This is a genomic window from Devosia salina (assembly GCF_019504385.1).
Classification (GTDB): Bacteria; Pseudomonadota; Alphaproteobacteria; order Rhizobiales; family Devosiaceae; genus Devosia; species Devosia salina.
Genome location: NZ_CP080590.1, coordinates 2,802,806 through 2,819,731, shown reverse-complemented (window position 1 = coordinate 2,819,731; position 16,926 = coordinate 2,802,806). Strand labels below are relative to the sequence as shown.

Annotated in this window: 17 protein-coding genes and 1 pseudogene; 9 read left to right on the top strand and 9 right to left on the bottom strand. The window is 64.2% G+C overall.

Annotated elements, in window-relative coordinates; genetic code table 11:
• The first annotated feature begins 6 nt into the window (after positions 1-6).
• The 4 genes from K1X15_RS13785 (at position 7) to queF (ending at position 1,357) form a co-directional block, all read left to right on the top strand.
• On the top strand, positions 7-300 hold the full coding sequence (locus tag K1X15_RS13785) for a DUF2442 domain-containing protein (RefSeq protein WP_220304191.1): 294 nt from the start codon (positions 7-9) through the stop codon (positions 298-300).
• 11 nt (positions 301-311) lie between these two features.
• Entirely contained in the window at positions 312-602 is a 291-nt protein-coding gene (locus K1X15_RS13780) for an HlyU family transcriptional regulator (RefSeq protein ID WP_220304190.1), read from the top strand.
• A gap of 76 nt (positions 603-678) precedes the next feature.
• Entirely contained in the window at positions 679-900 is a 222-nt protein-coding gene (locus K1X15_RS13775) for a hypothetical protein (protein WP_220304189.1), read from the top strand.
• A gap of 4 nt (positions 901-904) precedes the next feature.
• Positions 905-1,357 carry a preQ(1) synthase gene (gene queF, locus K1X15_RS13770; protein WP_220304188.1) on the top strand — a complete coding sequence of 151 codons (453 nt, stop codon included), beginning with the start codon at positions 905-907 and terminating at the stop codon, positions 1,355-1,357.
• A gap of 17 nt (positions 1,358-1,374) precedes the next feature.
• Here queF and K1X15_RS13765 read toward each other — a convergent pair whose 3' ends face one another.
• The 3 genes from K1X15_RS13765 to K1X15_RS13755 form a co-directional block, all read right to left on the bottom strand.
• The gene (locus tag K1X15_RS13765) at positions 1,375-2,064 is read right to left on the bottom strand and encodes a tellurite resistance TerB family protein (RefSeq protein ID WP_220304187.1); all 690 of its coding nucleotides are present in this window, start codon (positions 2,062-2,064) and stop codon (positions 1,375-1,377) included.
• A gap of 159 nt (positions 2,065-2,223) precedes the next feature.
• Positions 2,224-2,604 (bottom strand): hypothetical protein, encoded by a 381-nt coding sequence (locus K1X15_RS13760; RefSeq protein WP_220304186.1) that lies wholly within the window; start codon positions 2,602-2,604, stop codon positions 2,224-2,226.
• Between the two features lie 272 nt (positions 2,605-2,876).
• Positions 2,877-5,075, bottom strand: a complete 2,199-nt coding sequence (locus tag K1X15_RS13755; RefSeq protein ID WP_220304185.1) for an OmpA family protein — start codon at positions 5,073-5,075, stop codon at positions 2,877-2,879.
• Positions 5,076-5,334: 259 nt separating this feature from the next.
• On the opposite strand from K1X15_RS13755, the gene K1X15_RS13750 reads away from it, so the two are divergent.
• Positions 5,335-5,754, top strand: a complete 420-nt coding sequence (locus tag K1X15_RS13750; protein WP_220304184.1) for a secondary thiamine-phosphate synthase enzyme YjbQ — start codon at positions 5,335-5,337, stop codon at positions 5,752-5,754.
• A gap of 2 nt (positions 5,755-5,756) precedes the next feature.
• A complete protein-coding gene (locus tag K1X15_RS13745; RefSeq protein ID WP_220304183.1) occupies positions 5,757-6,587 on the top strand; it encodes a sulfite exporter TauE/SafE family protein in 831 nt (276 codons plus the stop codon).
• Between the two features lie 357 nt (positions 6,588-6,944).
• Here K1X15_RS13745 and K1X15_RS13740 read toward each other — a convergent pair whose 3' ends face one another.
• A complete protein-coding gene (locus tag K1X15_RS13740; protein WP_220304182.1) occupies positions 6,945-7,661 on the bottom strand; it encodes an SIMPL domain-containing protein in 717 nt (238 codons plus the stop codon).
• Positions 7,662-7,854: 193 nt separating this feature from the next.
• Between K1X15_RS13740 and K1X15_RS13735 the strand changes: the two genes are divergently transcribed.
• Both K1X15_RS13735 and K1X15_RS13730 read left to right on the top strand, forming a co-directional pair.
• Positions 7,855-9,006 carry a fumarylacetoacetate hydrolase family protein gene (locus tag K1X15_RS13735; RefSeq protein ID WP_220304181.1) on the top strand — a complete coding sequence of 384 codons (1,152 nt, stop codon included), beginning with the start codon at positions 7,855-7,857 and terminating at the stop codon, positions 9,004-9,006.
• A 48-nt stretch (positions 9,007-9,054) separates the two neighbouring features.
• Positions 9,055-10,494: an aldehyde dehydrogenase family protein gene (locus tag K1X15_RS13730; RefSeq protein WP_220304180.1), complete on the top strand. Its 1,440-nt coding sequence runs from the start codon at positions 9,055-9,057 to the stop codon at positions 10,492-10,494.
• Positions 10,495-10,545: 51 nt separating this feature from the next.
• Here K1X15_RS13730 and K1X15_RS13725 read toward each other — a convergent pair whose 3' ends face one another.
• Together K1X15_RS13725 and K1X15_RS13720 are read right to left on the bottom strand one after the other, a co-directional pair.
• Positions 10,546-12,462, bottom strand: a complete 1,917-nt coding sequence (locus tag K1X15_RS13725; RefSeq protein WP_220304179.1) for a glycoside hydrolase family 127 protein — start codon at positions 12,460-12,462, stop codon at positions 10,546-10,548.
• 28 nt (positions 12,463-12,490) lie between these two features.
• Positions 12,491-13,504: a LacI family DNA-binding transcriptional regulator gene (locus K1X15_RS13720; protein ID WP_220304178.1), complete on the bottom strand. Its 1,014-nt coding sequence runs from the start codon at positions 13,502-13,504 to the stop codon at positions 12,491-12,493.
• Between the two features lie 321 nt (positions 13,505-13,825).
• On the opposite strand from K1X15_RS13720, the pseudogene K1X15_RS13715 reads away from it, so the two are divergent.
• Positions 13,826-14,464, top strand: a pseudogene (locus K1X15_RS13715) (AraC family transcriptional regulator); the annotation flags it as partial.
• Positions 14,465-14,506: 42 nt separating this feature from the next.
• On the opposite strand, the gene phoB reads toward K1X15_RS13715, so the two are convergent.
• From phoB to pstB, 3 genes are all read right to left on the bottom strand, one after another.
• The gene (gene phoB, locus K1X15_RS13710) at positions 14,507-15,208 is read right to left on the bottom strand and encodes a phosphate regulon transcriptional regulator PhoB (RefSeq protein ID WP_220304176.1); all 702 of its coding nucleotides are present in this window, start codon (positions 15,206-15,208) and stop codon (positions 14,507-14,509) included.
• 196 nt (positions 15,209-15,404) lie between these two features.
• Positions 15,405-16,115, bottom strand: coding sequence for a phosphate signaling complex protein PhoU (gene phoU, locus K1X15_RS13705; protein WP_220304175.1), 711 nt, complete (start codon positions 16,113-16,115; stop codon positions 15,405-15,407).
• A gap of 25 nt (positions 16,116-16,140) precedes the next feature.
• Positions 16,141-16,923, bottom strand: coding sequence for a phosphate ABC transporter ATP-binding protein PstB (gene pstB / locus K1X15_RS13700; RefSeq protein ID WP_220307549.1), 783 nt, complete (start codon positions 16,921-16,923; stop codon positions 16,141-16,143).
• Between the last annotated feature and the right edge of the window lie 3 nt (positions 16,924-16,926).

Genomic DNA, 16,926 nt, shown 5'->3' with positions numbered 1-16,926 from the left:
TGCCCGATGGCGGCTCCCCGTCTCACGCTCACCTCCCTGCGCACGGCCATCCCGTTCAAGCTGGTCGTGACTTTTTCGGACGGCACCTGGGGCACGTTCAACGCCGCCCCGATGCTGGCCGAGCGGGGCGAGGGGACCGAACCCTTGCGCGACCGCGCCTATTTCGCCAAGGTCGACCTGGTCAACGGCAAGCCGATTTGGCCGAACTATTTTGACATCTCCCCGCTTTGGTTGCAGGAGGAGATGGACAAGCGGGGCGAGCTGGAGCGACCACGACCCGCCCGCAGGACACGATCGTAAGGAGGCCCGTCATGTCGTTCTTCAAGAAGCTTTTTGGAGGCGGTTCCGAGGCGCCCGAGCCGCAGGGCGACAAGGTGATGGGCGAAGAGGGCTACAAAGGCTTCACGATCAAGGCCATCGAAATGAAGGCGGGCGGTGAACTGCAACTTGCGGGTCTCATCGAGAAGGACATTGGCGGCGAGCTCAAGAGCTACCGCTTCATCCGCGCGGAGCGCATGAGTTCACGCGAGGACCTGGTGGCTCTGGCCCTGATGAAAGGCCGGCAGATCATCGACGAGCAGGGCGAGCAGATCTACCGCTAGGCCCCTTCTCCAACTGCGCAATTGACGACCGCGAGCCGTCCCGGCTCGCGGTTTCCTGTTTGAAAGGATGCCAGAAATGGCCAAGAAACCGACCGCCCGCACCGAATTCGTCATGTTCGACGTCGTCTATGAAGACGGCTCGCAGCGTTCCAACCGCAAGGTCGATGCCAATCTGCTCGGCGGGCTCGACGGAGATGAGCCGGCGCGCACTGCCATTATGGAGCAGGACCGCGCCATCTCGGAAAAATCAGGTGTGCCACCCCTTGCGATCAAGTCGATCAAGCGAAGCGGCAAGTAGCGCCATGGATGCCGAAACGCTACAGCTGGGCAAGGATGTCGGGGTTCCGCAGCGCCCCGAGGATGCTGTGCTCGACCCGGTGCCCAACCCGCATCCTGATGTGAACTATGTCGCCCGCTATGTGGCGCCAGAATTCACCTCGCTGTGTCCCGTGACCGGGCAGCCCGATTTCGCCCATCTGGTGATCGACTATGTGCCGGACCAGTTCCTGGTCGAGAGCAAGTCGCTCAAGCTCTACCTGACCTCGTTCCGCAATCACGGGGCGTTCCACGAGGGCTGCACCATCGACATCGCCAAGCGGATCATCGAGACGGTCAAGCCGCGGTGGTTGCGCATCGGCGGCTATTGGTATCCGCGCGGCGGCATCCCCATCGACGTGTTCTGGCAGTCCGGTGCGCCGCCGGCCGATGTCTGGCTGCCCGATCAGGGCGTGCCACCCTATCGCGGCCGCGGCTAGAGCGCGGCCGCTCCAGGTCAGACGTTGCTCTGGTCTGGGGTATAGGCCCAGGGTGAGGGCGGGGCGGCGGCTGGCTGAGGTGCCTTTTCGCCGGCCTGGCGGTGGATTTCGGCAACCAGGGCCGGATCAAGCTTGAGCTTGATGGCCAGGGCTTCGAGATAGGCCTGTTCGGAGGCGGTATCGGCACTGATGGCGACCAGCGAGGCCGCATAGATTTCGGCAGCGTGTTCGGGCGTATCGGCGCGCGCAACCACGGCATTGATGTCGAGTGGGGTGGAGAGTTCGTCGAACACCCACGCCTTTTCCTCGGTCGAGAGCGGCATTGTCTTGAGCTTCTCGAAGATCGCTTCCTTTTCCTCGGCATCGATCCGCCCATCGGCCTTGGCTGCCGCTATCATCGCCCGCACCAGCGTCTTGCCCAGTTCTTCCTGAGCAGCACTGTCGGGGGCCGGGATGAAGGCGTCTTCGCGGGCGGCCGGCGGCTGGCCCTGCCCGGACTGGCCCTGCTGATAGGTTTGCCAGGCCTTGTAGGCGAGCCCGCCGACAGCGGCCATGGCGCCGACCTTGACGGCGTTGCCAAGCAGCTTGCCGGGCTTGCCGCCCGCTAGAAGCATGCCGGCAGCCAAGCCCGCTGCGCCGGTCATGGCGGTGCGCTGAGCGTTCTGGTCGGTCTGCAGGGTCTTGAGGATCTGGTCGATGTTGAACATGTCGTCTCCCTTGGCTTTTCTGGGCAGATGGGGATGTTCAATCCGTTTCACAACCGGGGTGAACAAGATGTCACGGGCCGTCACAAAAAAGCGGCCCCGGCAATGCCGGGGCCATCGGGTTCTGGAGGGAGGGGCCAGTACCCTTAGGTGCTGCGCCGATTAGTTGGCGGGCGCAGCAGGTTCAGCGGCCGGGGCGGTCTCGGCAGGCGCAGCCTCTGCCGGAGCATCAGCCGGGGCGGCCGGAGCAGCCTCGGTCATCGGGGCGGCGTCAGTGGCCGGAGCGGTTTCCACGGCGGGTGCCTCGGTCATCGGGGCCGGAGCCATGGCCGGATCGGTCGCCGGGGTTTCAACAGCAGGGGCGCCATTGACATCGACAGTGGTCGACGGGCCGGAATTGGCCGAGAAGACCAGATAGCCGATGGCCAGCAGGGCCAAGGCAACGATGATACCGACGAACCAGCCGGTGCCGTTGCTCTCACGAGTGTAGACGGTGCGGTTGCCGTCACGGGTGTAGACAGTATCGCGTTCGGGGGTAGCCATCATTTGCTCCTATGTTTCAACGCTGGCAAATAAACGCCGGCCAGAGCGCCGAGTTCCCGGAGTTGTGAACTGCTCGATAAAATTGCGTTCTGGCGTGATAAACTGTGCGATGCCAATAGGTTGCGGATGGTTCTGGGGCGTGCTGGGGCACGAATCATTGTGGCAATTTCAAGATTTCGTGTTCCCGGGGGCGGGGAACAGGATAGCGGACGCGAAAAAGGCCGGGCAAACTGCCCGGCCTTTCGTGACTGGTGGCTGGATTTCTGGCCGGCCTAGCGGGAGGTGACCGTAATCAGCGGGGTGATCCGGCGGATGGTGACGCGACGATTCTCACGCTCGGCCGCCTCGGTGCGGATCTTGAGATAGCGCTCGCCATAGCCCTGGGTGGCCAGGTTCTCGGGCGGAACGCCGTAGAAGTCGGTCAGCACGCGGGCCACGGTGGCTGCACGCAGGTCCGACAGGCGCAGGTTGGAGATGTCCGAACCAACCGCATCGGTATGGCCTTCGATCAGGAAGGTCTCGTTGGGGTTGCGTTCGAGCAGCGCCAGCATGGCGTTGGCGACGCCGGAGAGGGCCCGCACCTGGTCACGACCGATGGTGGCGGCGCCGGTGTCGAAGGTGAGGTTGCCCACTTCGAGACGACGGACACTGTCACGCAGGCGAGCCGAACGCTTCACCTCGTCGATCGAATAGAGACGCGCAACGCGTTCCACCGGTGGCTGGCTGAAGAAGACCTCCAGTTCCTGCTCGTCGGCATAGCTGGCATCCAGCACATATTCGCGAACAGGAATGTTGAGGCGCAGCGGTGGCAGGTCGGCGGCCGGGTCGCGCCACTCGGCGAGTTCGTCATAGTAACGGTCGTCAAAATAGGCGAGCACATATTCGCGGCCATCGGGCGTGATGCGCGAGCGGCGCAGGATATCGCCGTTGCGATTGCGCACGGTGATAATCTGTGTGCCGTCCGGACGCGTGATTACCTCGCGGATCCGATCATTGCTGAGGCGCTCATAGTAGATCTCGTCTTCCTGCGGGTTATAGAAGCGATCGGTGTCGAGGCCGACCGAGTTGACGAACAGCTGGGTCCCGACCTGCAGGATCAGTTGCGTGAACGCTTCGCCGGGATCGCTCTCCACGACCGGCGCTTCGACGACAGTCACCGGCGTCTGCTGGACACCCGTGGTTACCGTGTTGTTGTCGCCCGTCACGTTGTTGGTGATGTTGGTGACGTAGTTGTTGACGATCGTCTGGTTGACGGTCGTGCTTTCCTCGGCCGTGACGGCCGTGCCTTCCTCCGCGGTGACCGCAGCCATTGGCTCGGCGGCCATGGTCTGGATCATTTCGGCCTGGGCCTCTTCGTCACTGGCCGGCGGCGGGGCAGCAGGCTCTTCAGCCTGAGTAGCAGGTTCGGCGTCAGCCTGTGCTGCCTCCGCCTCTGCCTCTACGGCCGCTTCGCCCTCGACGGGCTGGGCGCTTTCGGAAGGCGCGGCTTCCTCATCCTTGGCGCTGTCGAGCACGGGCGCGATCTGGTCCTCGGTCACGCCTTCGGGCAGGTCCTCGACCATTTCGGCCGGCTGGCCATCAGACGTGGTTTCCTCGACCGGGGCCGGCTGCTCGTCGCCCGGTGCCGGGACAGCAGGCTGTTCCTCGGTCGGCGCAGCCTCGGGCAGCGGCGACAGGGTCAGGCCGAAATCGGCCACGCAGGTCTGGTTGTCGGTGTAGCCGAGCGTGCCGCAGATGGCCGTGATTTCAGCCAGTGCCGCGTCAATCCGGGCCTGTGCGTCGGCATCGCCGGCGGACAGGTCGGCAACGGCGGCGTTGTAGGCATCAACCTCAGCCGCAAGCTGGGCCTCGATATCGGTCTGGGCAGCGTCCTCGGCGGGCTGTTCGGCCTGCGCGGCCGGCTCCTCTGCCATGGGGTCCTCTGCCACGGGCTCTTCTGCCACAGGTTCTTCTGCCACCGGCTGTTCAGCTGCTGGCTGTTCGGCAGCGGGCATTTCCTCGGCGGCCGGTTCGGGTTCCATGGCGGGTTCTTCAGCCACGGGTTCTTCAGCGACCGGTTCCTCGGCGGCGGGCTGTTCAGCAGCGGGCTCCTCGGCAGCCGGCGCTTCCGCGGCCGGTTCTTCGGCCGGAGCAGGTTCTTCAATGGCCGGTGCCGGTTCTTCCGCCGGGGCGGCCTCGTCCGGGGCGACAGCCGGCTCTTCAGCTGCCGGTTCCTCGGCGGCAGGCGGGGCAGCGGCGGCAGCTTCAAGCGCGGCCAGACATTCTTCCAGGCTCGTATAGCCCCCCACGATGCACAGCTCGGTCAGGCTGGTCTGGGCGGTTTCAAGCGCTGCGGCATCGCCCGATGCCTGGGCTTCGAGATAGGCCTGGTAGGCCGTTTGCAGTTCGGCGTCCTGGGCATTGGCGGCGATGGGCGCAAGGGCCAGCAGGCCGATGCTGGTTCCGGTCAGGAGCCAGGTTTTGAGGCGCATTGTTCTTATCCTTTTGTGTTTGAAACACTTCCCGTCGAGCATCGTGGGCCGTAGCTGAACGCTGTATGAACAGTCCTGTCCGGCCATGGATGGGTCCGTCGGGCCCCGCAATGCCCAGAACGCGGGGGCAAGCGACGGGTTCCGCCGCCGCACTTATTGCCAGCAGGATGTGAGCATTGCGGCGCCAATGCGGCAGGCTGGACGGAACCGCCCACCAGCGACTTTCCGCCGGAGGCGCGGACATGCTAGGCCGGTGGGCATGCAGCAAGCCATCGACAGCGTGGTTGTTTCGACGCGGGGGCCCGGTCTCTATGAGGTCAGTTCCGCCTTGCGCAATTTTGTCAGCGGCGCGGGAATCCAGACCGGGCTGGTGACGGCCTTTGTGCGGCACACGTCCTGTTCGCTGCTGATCCAGGAGAATGCCGACCCGGATGTGCAGACCGATCTCGACGGGTTCTTCCAACGCCTCGTCCCCGAGGGCATGGACTGGCTGGTGCACACCACCGAGGGACCGGACGACATGCCCGCCCATATCAAGGCAGCGCTGACGCAGACGTCGATCGGCATTCCCGTCAACCAGGGCCGGCCGGTGCTGGGCACCTGGCAGGGACTTTATCTTTTCGAGCATCGCAGGCGCCCGCACCGGCGCGAGCTCGTGTTTCACATCATCGGAGAATGAACATGGATTGGGGCACGCTGGTGGGCTATTGGCCATTCGTACTGGGACTGATGGCCACCGGCGTGGTGTCTGGCGTCGCAGCGGGCCTACTGGGCATTGGCGGTGGCGCGGTGATCGTGCCGGCTCTCTCCAACGCCCTGTTGCTGATGGGCTATGATGCCGAAGTGGTCCAGCACGTGGCGGTGGGCACGTCGCTCGCCATCATCATCCCGACCGGGATCATGAGCGCCCGGGCGCACCACAAGCGCGGGGCGCTGGATGTGGCCGTGCTCAAGCTCTGGGCACCTTTCATCGTCGCGGGCACCTTCATCGGCGGGCTGATGGCGGGCTGGTATTCGGGAGACGTGCTGCGCATCATCTTTGCCGTGATGGCCTTCGTGATCGCGGCCAATATCATCTTTGCTTTCCAGACACGCCTGATGGGGCATCTCAGCGGCTCGGCGCCCACCCACCGGGTCTCGGCTTTCATTGTGGGCTATATCTCCTCGCTGATGGGCATTGGCGGCGGCTCGCTGACGGTGCCGACGCTGGTGGCCTTCGGGCAGAGCATGCACAAGGCCGTCGGCACGTCGGCGGCCATCGGTGTCGCCATCGCCCTGTCGGGGACGGCCGGCTTCGTGATCTCGGGATGGGGCGTGGAGAACCTGCCGCCGCTCAGCGTGGGCTATATCAACCTGCTGGCGCTGGCGCTGGTGGGCGTACTGGCGGCCATCTGCGCGCCCTGGGGGGCGGCCCTGGCGCATCGCATGGACCAGAAGACGCTGAAATATGTGTTCGCGGTGTTTCTGGTGGCGGTGGGGCTGAACATGCTGTGGAAGGTGCTGGCGGGGTAGGGAGCACTCAGCCGCCGGTGCATGCCATTCGAGCTGCCACTCGACCATAGGTCTCGTGGCCTTCTCACCTCCGATCTCGCCACTGGCGAGATCGTCCCTCCGGTACGGATCGAAGTCTCATGGCCTTCGCCCCTAGAAACCTTCCACCGGAAGGTTTCTGCCGCGTCGCGGCCGGGGCGAAGTTGGTGGGGACGGAGTGACTACGGTGGAACCGCCCCCACCGCCCAAGCCCCCTCAAAGAGGGGATCGGGTAACTCAAGGGCAGGTCGAAGACTCAACTTGCCCCTGATGAAACACAACGCGCGATTGGCCGCCTGGGTTTGACGGAAACATGGCAAAGCCGTGTTTGTGCACGGATTAGTCGGCGCTGTTGTTCAAATCCCACGACACGTTGACGGTGATGGCGAAGCTCATTTCGCCCGCTTCCACCGGCACATCGGCCGCGGCCGACATCTCTGCTCGTGCGTACATGGGGTAGGGCTGGGGCGAATCAAAGCTCTGCTGCTCGGAAATTGACTGCAGTTCGCCCAGTGTTGCGCCGGCGACACCGGCATAGAGGTCAGCCTTGTGGCGGGCGTCGGCAAAGGCGGCCTTGCGCGCTTCGTCGAGCAGCTCGGACGGGTCCGCGACAGAGAAGCTGACGCCATTGACCGTGTTGGCGCCGACGGTGACGGACTTGTCGAGAATGGCGCCCAGATCCTCGAGATCGCGCACCACCACGGTAACCGTGTTGGATACCTGGTAGCCGTTGATCCTGGGTGGCAGCGAATAACCCAGATCATCGCGGGCGTCCGAATAGACATAGTTGGGATTGACCGAGAAGCCTGAGGTCTGGATGTCGCGCGCCTCGATGCCGGCGGCCTTGAGGGCGGCGATCAGCTCGGACATGGCGGCGGTATTGGCGTCGAGCGCTTCGCGGGCGGTGGCGCCCTGGGTGGTGACACCGGAATTGATCGTGGCCATGTCGGGCGCCGCGCGCACTTCGCCGCGCCCCTCAATGGCGATGGTGCCGGCATAGGCCGGAAGTGCGGTGGCGATCAGGGCGAAGGGAACGAGGACGCTGAGGGCACGCATGGAAAACTCCTTGAGTATCTGCCGGGACCAACGTGTCCCGGGCCAATGCGTCAGTATTGCGGCGCAGATGAACCGGAGTTGAACGGGCGGGGCGGGGGTGGCATTGGTAAAAAGTATGACTTATATGCATGTTTGCTTGCGCATGGCCCGCGGCCTGGGCTAGTCACGGTTCTAACTTGTCAGGGGGCCAGCCATGAGCGTGAACGAAATACCCGAAGGCGTGCTTTTGGGGCGGGCCTGGGTGCCCGGTTTTGATCATCCGCGCATTGTCACGGTGCGCGAGGGGCAACTGGTCGATATCACGGCCCGCGGCATGGCCACCGTGCGCGATATTGCCGAAAGCGGGCACGCGGCCGAGCATGTGCGCACGGCACCTGGCCGCGCGGTCGGCGAGATCGGCGCGATCCTGGATAATGCGGTCGCCGGACGGCAGGTCGAGACGCTGCCGCGCCTCCTGGCTCCCATTGACCTGCAGGCCATCAAGGCATCGGGGGTGACCTTCGTGGTGTCGCTGCTCGAGCGGGTCATCGAAGAGCAGGCGCGGGGCGATATTTCGCGTGCCGACGCGCTGCGCAGCGAAATCCTCGAGCTGATCGGCACCGATCTTTCACAGCTCGTGCCCGGTTCGGACGCGGCCATGAAGGTCAAGGCGGCACTGATCGAGAAGGGCGTGTGGAGCCAGTATCTGGAAGTCGGCATCGGCCCGGATGCGGAAATCTTCACCAAGGGCCAGCCGATGAGCGCGGTGGGCCATGGCGCCGAAGTGGGGCTGCATCCGATTTCGAGCTGGAACAATCCCGAACCGGAAGTGGCGCTGCTGGTGACCAGCAAGGGCGAGATCATCGGCGCCACGCTGGGCAATGACGTCAATCTGCGCGACGTCGAGGGACGCTCGGCGCTGCTGCTGGGCAAGGCCAAGGACAATAATGCCTCAGCCTCGCTGGGGCCGTTCGTGCGGTTGTTCGACGGCGATTTCTCGCTCGAGACCATCAAGCAGGCCGAGATCGCGCTGCGGGTGGAGGGCACCGATGGCTTCGTGCTCGAGGGGCAGTCGAACATGGCGCAGATCTCGCGGACGCCGGAATCGCTGGTTGCCGCCACGGTCGGGGCGCACCATCAATATCCCGACGGACTGGTGCTCTATCTGGGCACCATGTTCGCACCGGTGAAGGATCGTGATGGCGCCGGCAAGGGTTTCACCCACAAGCTGGGCGATCGTGTCTCCATTTCGACACCCAGCCTCGGCAAGCTGACCAATGTCGTCAACCTCTCCACCAAATGTCCGCCCTGGACCTATGGCACAAGCCATTTGCTGCGCGACCTTGCACGCGCCAACCTCCTCTAGTTTCGCGCTGTTCCTCCCGCTTCAGCGCACCAACCGAAAGGCCTTTCCATGACCGAACTGCACAAGAACCTGATCGACGGCGAATGGGTCGGCTCGGATGGGGTCGAGAACATCAACCCGTCCAATATCAATGAAGTGGTGGGCGTCTATGCGCGCGCCACTGTCGAGGAAACCAGGCAGGCCATCGCCGCTGCCAAGGCGGCGTTCCCGGCCTGGTCGCGCTCGGGGATTCTCGAGCGCCATGCGATCCTCTCCAAGACGAGCCAGGAAATCCTGGCGCGCAAGCAGGAGCTGGGCGAACTGCTCAGCCGCGAAGAGGGCAAGACGCTGCCCGAGGGCATTGGCGAGGTGACCCGCGCCGCGCAGATCTTCGACTTCTTTGCCGGTGAAGTGCTGCGCCTTGCCGGCGAGGTGCTGCCGTCGGTGCGCCCGGGCGTGGGCGTCGAGATCACCCGCGAGCCGATCGGCGTCATCGGCATCATCACGCCGTGGAACTTCCCCATCGCCATCCCGGCCTGGAAGATCGCCCCGGCCCTGGCCTATGGCAACACGGTGGTGGTCAAGCCGGCCGATCTGGTGCCGGGCTCGACCTGGGCGATCGTCGATATTCTGGTGCGCGCCGGCCTGCCCAAGGGCGTGTTGAACCTGGTGATGGGCAAGGGCTCGGTGGTGGGCCAGACCATGCTGGACAGCAAGGACGTCAACGCCATCACCTTCACCGGCTCGGTGGGCACCGGCAAGCGCGTCGCTGCTGCTTCCATCGAGGTTGGCCGCAAGTTCCAGCTCGAAATGGGCGGCAAGAACCCGACCATCGTGCTCGATGATGCCGATCTCAAGGTGGCCGTCGAAAGCGTGGCGCAATCGGCCTTCTTCTCGACCGGGCAGCGCTGCACGGCCTCGAGCCGGGTGATCGTGACCGAGGGCATTCATGACGCCTTCGTCGATGCTCTCTGTGAGCGGACCAAGAACCTGCGCGTGGGCGACGCCTTGGCCAAGGACACCGAGATTGGCCCGGTGGTTGATCCCAGCCAGCTCAAGCAGGACATGGACTATATCGACATTGGCCGGAACGAAGGCGCCGAGCTGCGCGCCGGCGGCAACCGCGTCAATGCGCCGACCGAAGGTCACTTCCTGCAGCCGGCGCTGTTCGTGGGCGCCACCAACCAGATGCGCATTGCCCGGGAGGAAATCTTCGGGCCGGTGGCCGCGGTGATCAAGGTCAAGGACTATGAGGAGGCGCTCGCCACGGCCAATGACACCGAGTTCGGTCTCTCGGCCGGTATCGTCACCACTTCGCTGAAATATGCGACGCATTTCAAGCGCAATGCCGAGGCGGGCATGGTGATGGTCAATGTGCCGACGGCAGGCGTTGATTTCCACGTGCCGTTCGGCGGGCGGAAGGGCTCGTCCTACGGCCCGCGCGAGCAGGGCAAGTATGCGGCCGAGTTCTTCACCGTGGTCAAGACGGCCTATACCGCTGCTGGTTGAGGCAGCGACTGAATTCGAGAGAGGCGGGGCATTGCCCCGCCTTTTTTGTGCTCAGGACTCCCGGATCCACACCTGCATCGCGCCCGGCTCCCGGTTGGCCCAGAGATAATAGGGAATGGCGGTGAGCGTGGTCGGAGCGGGCGTTGGCGGGGCCGTGCGATAGAGATCGGGCCCCCAATCGTCGCGGGCAATGGTCTCTGCCTTCGTCGTCAGGGTGACGACGCCGCCGAACAGATCGGGCCGCATCTGTTCCACCAGTTCTGCAGTGCGGGGCAGAAGCAGATCCGCAATCGGCGTTTCGTTGTCGACCTGCTCGGCGCAGTACACCAACGGACCGCGCGCCAGGGCGGTGCGATGGCGGTCCATCTTCACCTTCGGATTGGCATAGATGCGGCGCGGCGGCATGGGCAGGTCGAGGTCGATGACATCGCCATCGATCCAGTCACGGGTGATGGTGAGATAGCCTTTCTCGGTCTGGCCGGGCACATCGACCGGATTGCCATTGAGATTGGCCATGGCGTCCGTGGCCCAGTCGGGGATGCGCAGCCTGAGGGTGAACGGCCCATGCCCGTCGGGATGGACGCTGACGCGCACCTTGCCCGAGAGCGGGTAGAGCGATTCCTCAACGATGCGGATCCGACGACCGTCAAGCTCGAGATCGGCGCTGTTGCCGCCATAGAGATTGATGGCAATGGCGTCCGGGCCAACGGAGTAGAAATAGCCGCCCACCGAGGCGACCAGGCGCGACACATTCATGGTGCAGCAGGGGCAGGGGTGCCAGGGCCAGCGGCGGTGCGAACCGTCGCTCTCGAGCTTGTTCTCGTAGAAATAGAGCTCGCCATCGCGGCTCAGGCCCGAGAGGGTGCCGTTGTATAGGGCCAGTTCCATCAGTTCGGCATAGTGCCCGTCGAGGTCGAGATTGAGCATGCGCTGGGCCCAGAATACGAAGGCGATGGAGGCGCAGGTCTCGCAATAGGCGGTGTCGTTGGGCAGGTCGTAGTCGGTGGTGAACCCTTCATTGGAGGCCGAGGGTCCGAAACCGCCAGTCACATACATGCGGGTGGTGGTGACATCCTTCCACAACATTTCGCAGGCGTGGCGCAGACTGTCGTCGTCCAGCTCGGCAGCAAGGTCCGCCATGGCCGAATACATGTACATGGCCCTGACGGCGTGTCCGACGACCTTGTCCTGCTCGCGCACCGGCTTGTGGGCCTGCGCGTACTGGTAATTGCCATTGGCATAGAAATGGTAGGCCTTGGGATCGTCGCCCCGGGCCACCGCCTCCTCGTCGAAGTAATGCGGTTCGGCCCCGCGCTGATCGATGAAATAGGCAGCCAGGTCGAGCTGCTTGCGCTCTCCGGTGAGGCGATAGAGCTTGACCAGGGCCAGCTCGATCTCCTGGTGGCCGGGATAGCCGCGCTTCTGGCCAGGCCCGGTGCCGAAGGTGGTGCGGATATGGTCGAGATAGCGCTCCAAGACGTCGAGCAGCTTGCGCTTGCCGGTGGCCTGATAGTAGGCGATGGCGCCTTCGAGCAGGTGGCCGGCATTGTAGAGTTCGTGGCGGTCGCGCAGATTGGTCCAGCGCTTTTCGATCTCATGGCCCTGATACCAGAGGTTGAGATAGCCATCGGCCATCTGCGCGGCTTCGAGCTGGTCGACAATCGCATCGACCTTGGCCTCCAGATCGGGGTCGCGGCGATGGCGCAGGGCATAGCCGGCTGCCTCGATCCACTTGCCGATGTCTGAATCCCAGAAAACCTGATGGGTGTGGCCATCGGGCCCGCCAATGCGCGGAATGCGCAGCGGTGGTGGCGGATCCTTGAGTTCCAGAGATTCAAGAATGCCGCTCTCTTCCAGCTTGCGATACTGGCTGGGCACGGTGCGCGTCAGCACGGTTTCGAGCCGCTCGGCCCAGAAAGGGCCGGTAAGGCTGACGTGGGTGAAATCGACGGGTGAATAGCTGCGCATGGGTCTCCTCCGGGCCTTGCTGGCCGTGTTACGCGGTTGGTTGGGTGCTGGCGCGGGGCACCAGTGTGCAGGGCAGGCGCGTGGTGCCGGTCAGTTTCTCCCCCTTGATCATGCGGATCAGGCGGTGACCGGCTTCTTCGCCAAGGGTCTTGAGATTCATGTCGACGCTGGTCAGCGGCGGGCGGGTTGCCTCGGCCATGACGGTCCAGTTGTCGAAGCCGGCAATGGCAATGTCGTCGGGGATGCCAACCTGCCGTTCGCGCAGGGCCTCGACGATGCCGCGGGCAATCTGGTCGTTGCCGGCAAAGATGGCGTCGGGCTTCCGGGGCAGGGCAAGGAGCCTGGCGCCGGCCTCGCGTCCCCAGGCTTCCGACCAGGGGCCGTGCAGGACAAGGTCCGGGTCGAGCGTTGGGACAGCGGCCTCATAGCCGCGGCGGCGCAGGCGCACGGCCTCGAAATCCTCGGGGCCCGACACATGAGCGATGCGATTTCGACCCAGGGACACCAGATGTTCGGTGGCGAGACGGGCGCCCCCCTCATCGTCCGGCAGCAGGCAGGGCGCGCCGGGCTCATCACCCTGGGAAAAGACATAGAGGGTCGGCAGGCCCCCCAGCGACAATCCGGGTGCCGGACGGCGGTCGGCCCGGCGGCCGGTGAAGACCAGCCCGTCGACGCGCTTGCCCAGCAATTGGTCGATGTGGCGCTTCTCGCGTTCCGGATCGTCGGTGGCGTTGCACATGAACAGGGCGATGCCGGCTTCGTGCAGAACGGTTTCGAGCCCCTCCATGATCGGCATGGTGAAGCGACCGAAACTGTCATTGGAGATGAGGCCGACGGTGAAACTCTGGCCGCGATGCAGGGCCTGGGCCAGATCGTTGGGGCGAAAACCCAGTTCGCGGGCGGCAGAGAGGACCTTTTCGCGCGTTTCCTGGCGCAGGGTGCCGGCCTTGTTCAACGCCTTGGAGGCCGTGCCGAGGCTGACACCGGCGTGGCGGGCCACGTCGCGCAGGGTGGGGCGGGTGTTGGTGTCATCCTGGGTCATCTTCGCATCCGGAAATGCTTTTCCTGGGGTGTTGCCACAGTATGCCGAAACGGTCGCGGTCGGTTCGGAAAAGCTTTTCCGAAGTACATCATCACGAAGTGCCTTTCAGCGCAAGTGGGTTTTGTGGCGCCCGGTTCGGGCGCGTGCTGGTCGGGCTGCGACCGGGAAAGGCCCGGGACATCAAGGGCAGGGCATACACAGGTCCATGCCCCAAGGCTTGAACTCGAATGCTGCTTTTCGTTTCCGGATCAAAACCGCAAGATCGGTCGAGCGCGCCGGTCCAGGTGGGGTCTAGATGGGGTCGCCACGGAACGAGAGACGATGACGACTGCTCTTGAAGACTATCAAGCCCGGATGCGACGGGTGCTGGACCATATCGACCGGCATCTCGAGGAAGCGCCCGACCTCGAAACCCTGAGCAGGGTTGCGGCTTTCTCGAAGTTTCATTTCCATCGCCAGTTCACGGCGATCTTCGGGGTGCCGCTGCATCGATATGTGCAACTGGCGCGCATGAAGCGCGCTGCGCAGGAGCTGATGATCAAGGACGCACAGAGTGTCACCGACATCGCGATGGATGCCGGTTACGAAGCGCCCGACGCCTTTGCCCGCGCCTTTCGGCAAAGGCTGGGGCAAACACCGTCCGCGTTCCGCAAGTCTCCCGACTGGGAGGCGTGGCTGTCGGCCTTCGGGCCGCTGGACACTGCAAGGAGCAAAATCATGCAAATCATCTTTGACCACACGGACGTCATGATCCGCGAGGTGCCGCCCACGCCGGTGGCGATCATGGAGCATCGCGGAAACCGCAGCGGGCTGGGAGACACCTTCGACCGTTTCCGCGCCTGGCGCCTGGCTGCGGGCCTGTCGCCGGAAACCAGCCCGACATTCATGGTGTTTCGTTCGGAGCGGGAGCCCGCCGAGCCGGACGCCTACAGCATGGATATCTGTATCGGAACAGACCGGCAGACTCTTCTGCCCTCGCGCGCATAGGTTTGGTTGACCAGTTCAGGCGTTGGCCGCAAACCGCTCGTCGAAGGCGTAGCCGGCGCCGCGAACGGTGCGGATGGGATCGGTTTCCTTGCCGCGGTTGATGGCGCGGCGGAGGCGGCCGATATGGACGTCCACGGTGCGCTCGTCGACATAGACATCATTGCCCCAGACGCCATCGAGCAGTTGCTCGCGCGAATAGACCCGGCCTGGGTGGCGCATGAGATATTCGAGCAGGCGGTATTCGGTGGGGCCCAGATGCACGTCGCGATTGGCCCGACGCACGCGATGGGTGGTGCGGTCGAGTTCAAGGTCGCCAACCTTTAGGGCGGCGGTGACCAGATTGGGATTGGCGCGGCGCAGCAGGGCATGGATGCGGGCGACCAGTTCGGGCACCGAGAAGGGCTTCACGACATAGTCGTCAGCTCCAGTCGAAAGGCCGCGCACGCGCTCCTCTTCCTCGCCGCGGGCGGTGAGCATGATGATCGGCACGCGGGCGGTTTCCTCGCGGGCGCGGAGGCGCCGACAGAGCTCGATGCCCGAGATTTCGGGCAGCATCCAGTCGAGCAGGATCAGGTCAGGCAGCTTTTCGGCAATGGCGTGCTGGGCCTCGTCGCCGCTTTCGGCAGTGACCACGCGGAAGCCTTCGGCCTCCAGATTGTAGCGCAGCAGGATGGCGATATCGCCTTCGTCTTCAACCACAAGAATGGTGGCGGGCATGGATGTGCTCCGTCGGTCGGCGTCCAGTTGGAGCCGATGGGTTTTCTGTGTTCCCATTCCTCCTGAGGGGAGGGATTAGGGGTGGGTGTTCAAGCGCGCTCTCAGTTTGGATGCACCGGTAAGTGGATTGGCCGGAACCCCCACCCTCGGTCCCTCCCCTCAAGGGGGAGGGAGGCGATGAACATTCCCTCTATGATTAAGCCTTGATCTGCTGGCGCTGCAGCTCCTGGACATCGCCGGTGAGCTGCTTGCCCGTTGCCAGGTAATAGGCGCGCTCGGCGATGTTGGTGGCGTGATCGCCGACCCGCTCCAGGCTCTTGGCGCAGAACAGCAGGTGGGTGCAGGCGGTGATGTTGCGCGGATCCTCGAGCATGTAGGTCAACAGCTCGCGGAACAGCGAGGTGTACATGGCATCCACCTCGTCGTCGCGGTTGCACACTTCCACCGAGGCGGCCGCCTCGCGATTGCCATAGGCGTCCAGCGCGTCCTTGACCTGGCGCAGAACCAGCGCGGTCATGTTCTTGACGCCATTGTAGAAAGTCGGCTGCAGATTGAGGCCCTCGAGCTTGAGCGAACGGCGGGCCAGTTGCTTGGCCATGTCGCCGATGCGCTCGAGATCACTCGCCACATGGATGGAGGTGATGATCGCGCGCAAATCGCTGGCCATGGGCTGGCGGCGGGCGATCATGGAGACTGCCATCTCGTCGATATGACGCTGCATATCGTCGATACGCTGGTCGGCGATGATCGTCAGGTCCGCCAGTTCACGGTCCAGCTTGAGCAGGGCGCGGGTGCCGTTCTCGACGGCCTGCTCGACCTGGCCGCCCATCTCGGCAATGGCCTGGGCCAGCGCGAGCAGCTCTTCATTATAGGCGGTGACGATGTGGTCGGTGCCGGTATTGGGCATGGTCTTTGTCCTCGTCCCTCTCGCCTTAGCCGATGCGGCCCATGATGTAGTCCTGGGTCTGCTTGTTCACCGGATTGGTGAAAATGTCCTCGGTATCGCCCTGCTCGATGAGATTGCCCAGGTGGAAGAAGGCGGTCTTCTGGCTGACGCGGGCGGCCTGCTGCATCGAGTGGGTGACGATGACGATGGTGTAGTTCTCGCGCAACTCGTCGATCAGCTCTTCGATGATGGCGGTGGCAATCGGGTCGAGGGCCGAGCAGGGCTCGTCCATCAGGATGACCTCGGGCCCGACGGCGATGGCGCGTGCGATGCACAGGCGCTGCTGCTGGCCGCCGGAGAGGCCGGTGCCGGGTTCGGAGAGGCGGTCCTTGACCTCCTCGAACAGCCCCGCCTTGCGCAGCGAGGAAATCACGATCTCGTCGAGCTCCGCCTTGTTGCGGGCCAGGCCATGGATGCGGGGACCATAGCCGACGTTGTCGTAGATGGATTTGGGGAAGGGGTTGGGCTTCTGGAACACCATGCCGACACGGGCGCGCAGTTCGACCACGTCGAGGTCGGGGGCATAGATGTCCTGGCCGTCGAGCTCGATGCGGCCACCGACCCTAGCACCTTCGATGGTGTCGTTCATGCGGTTGATGCAGCGCAGGAAGGTTGACTTGCCGCAGCCCGAGGGGCCGATAAAGGCGGTGACGGCGCGGTCGGGAATGTCGATGGAGATGCCATGCAGCGCCTGCTTGGTCCCGTAGTGCACGGTGACGTCGCGGGCCGTCAGGCGGATGGGATGGTCCATCATTTCGGCGGGGTTCATGGT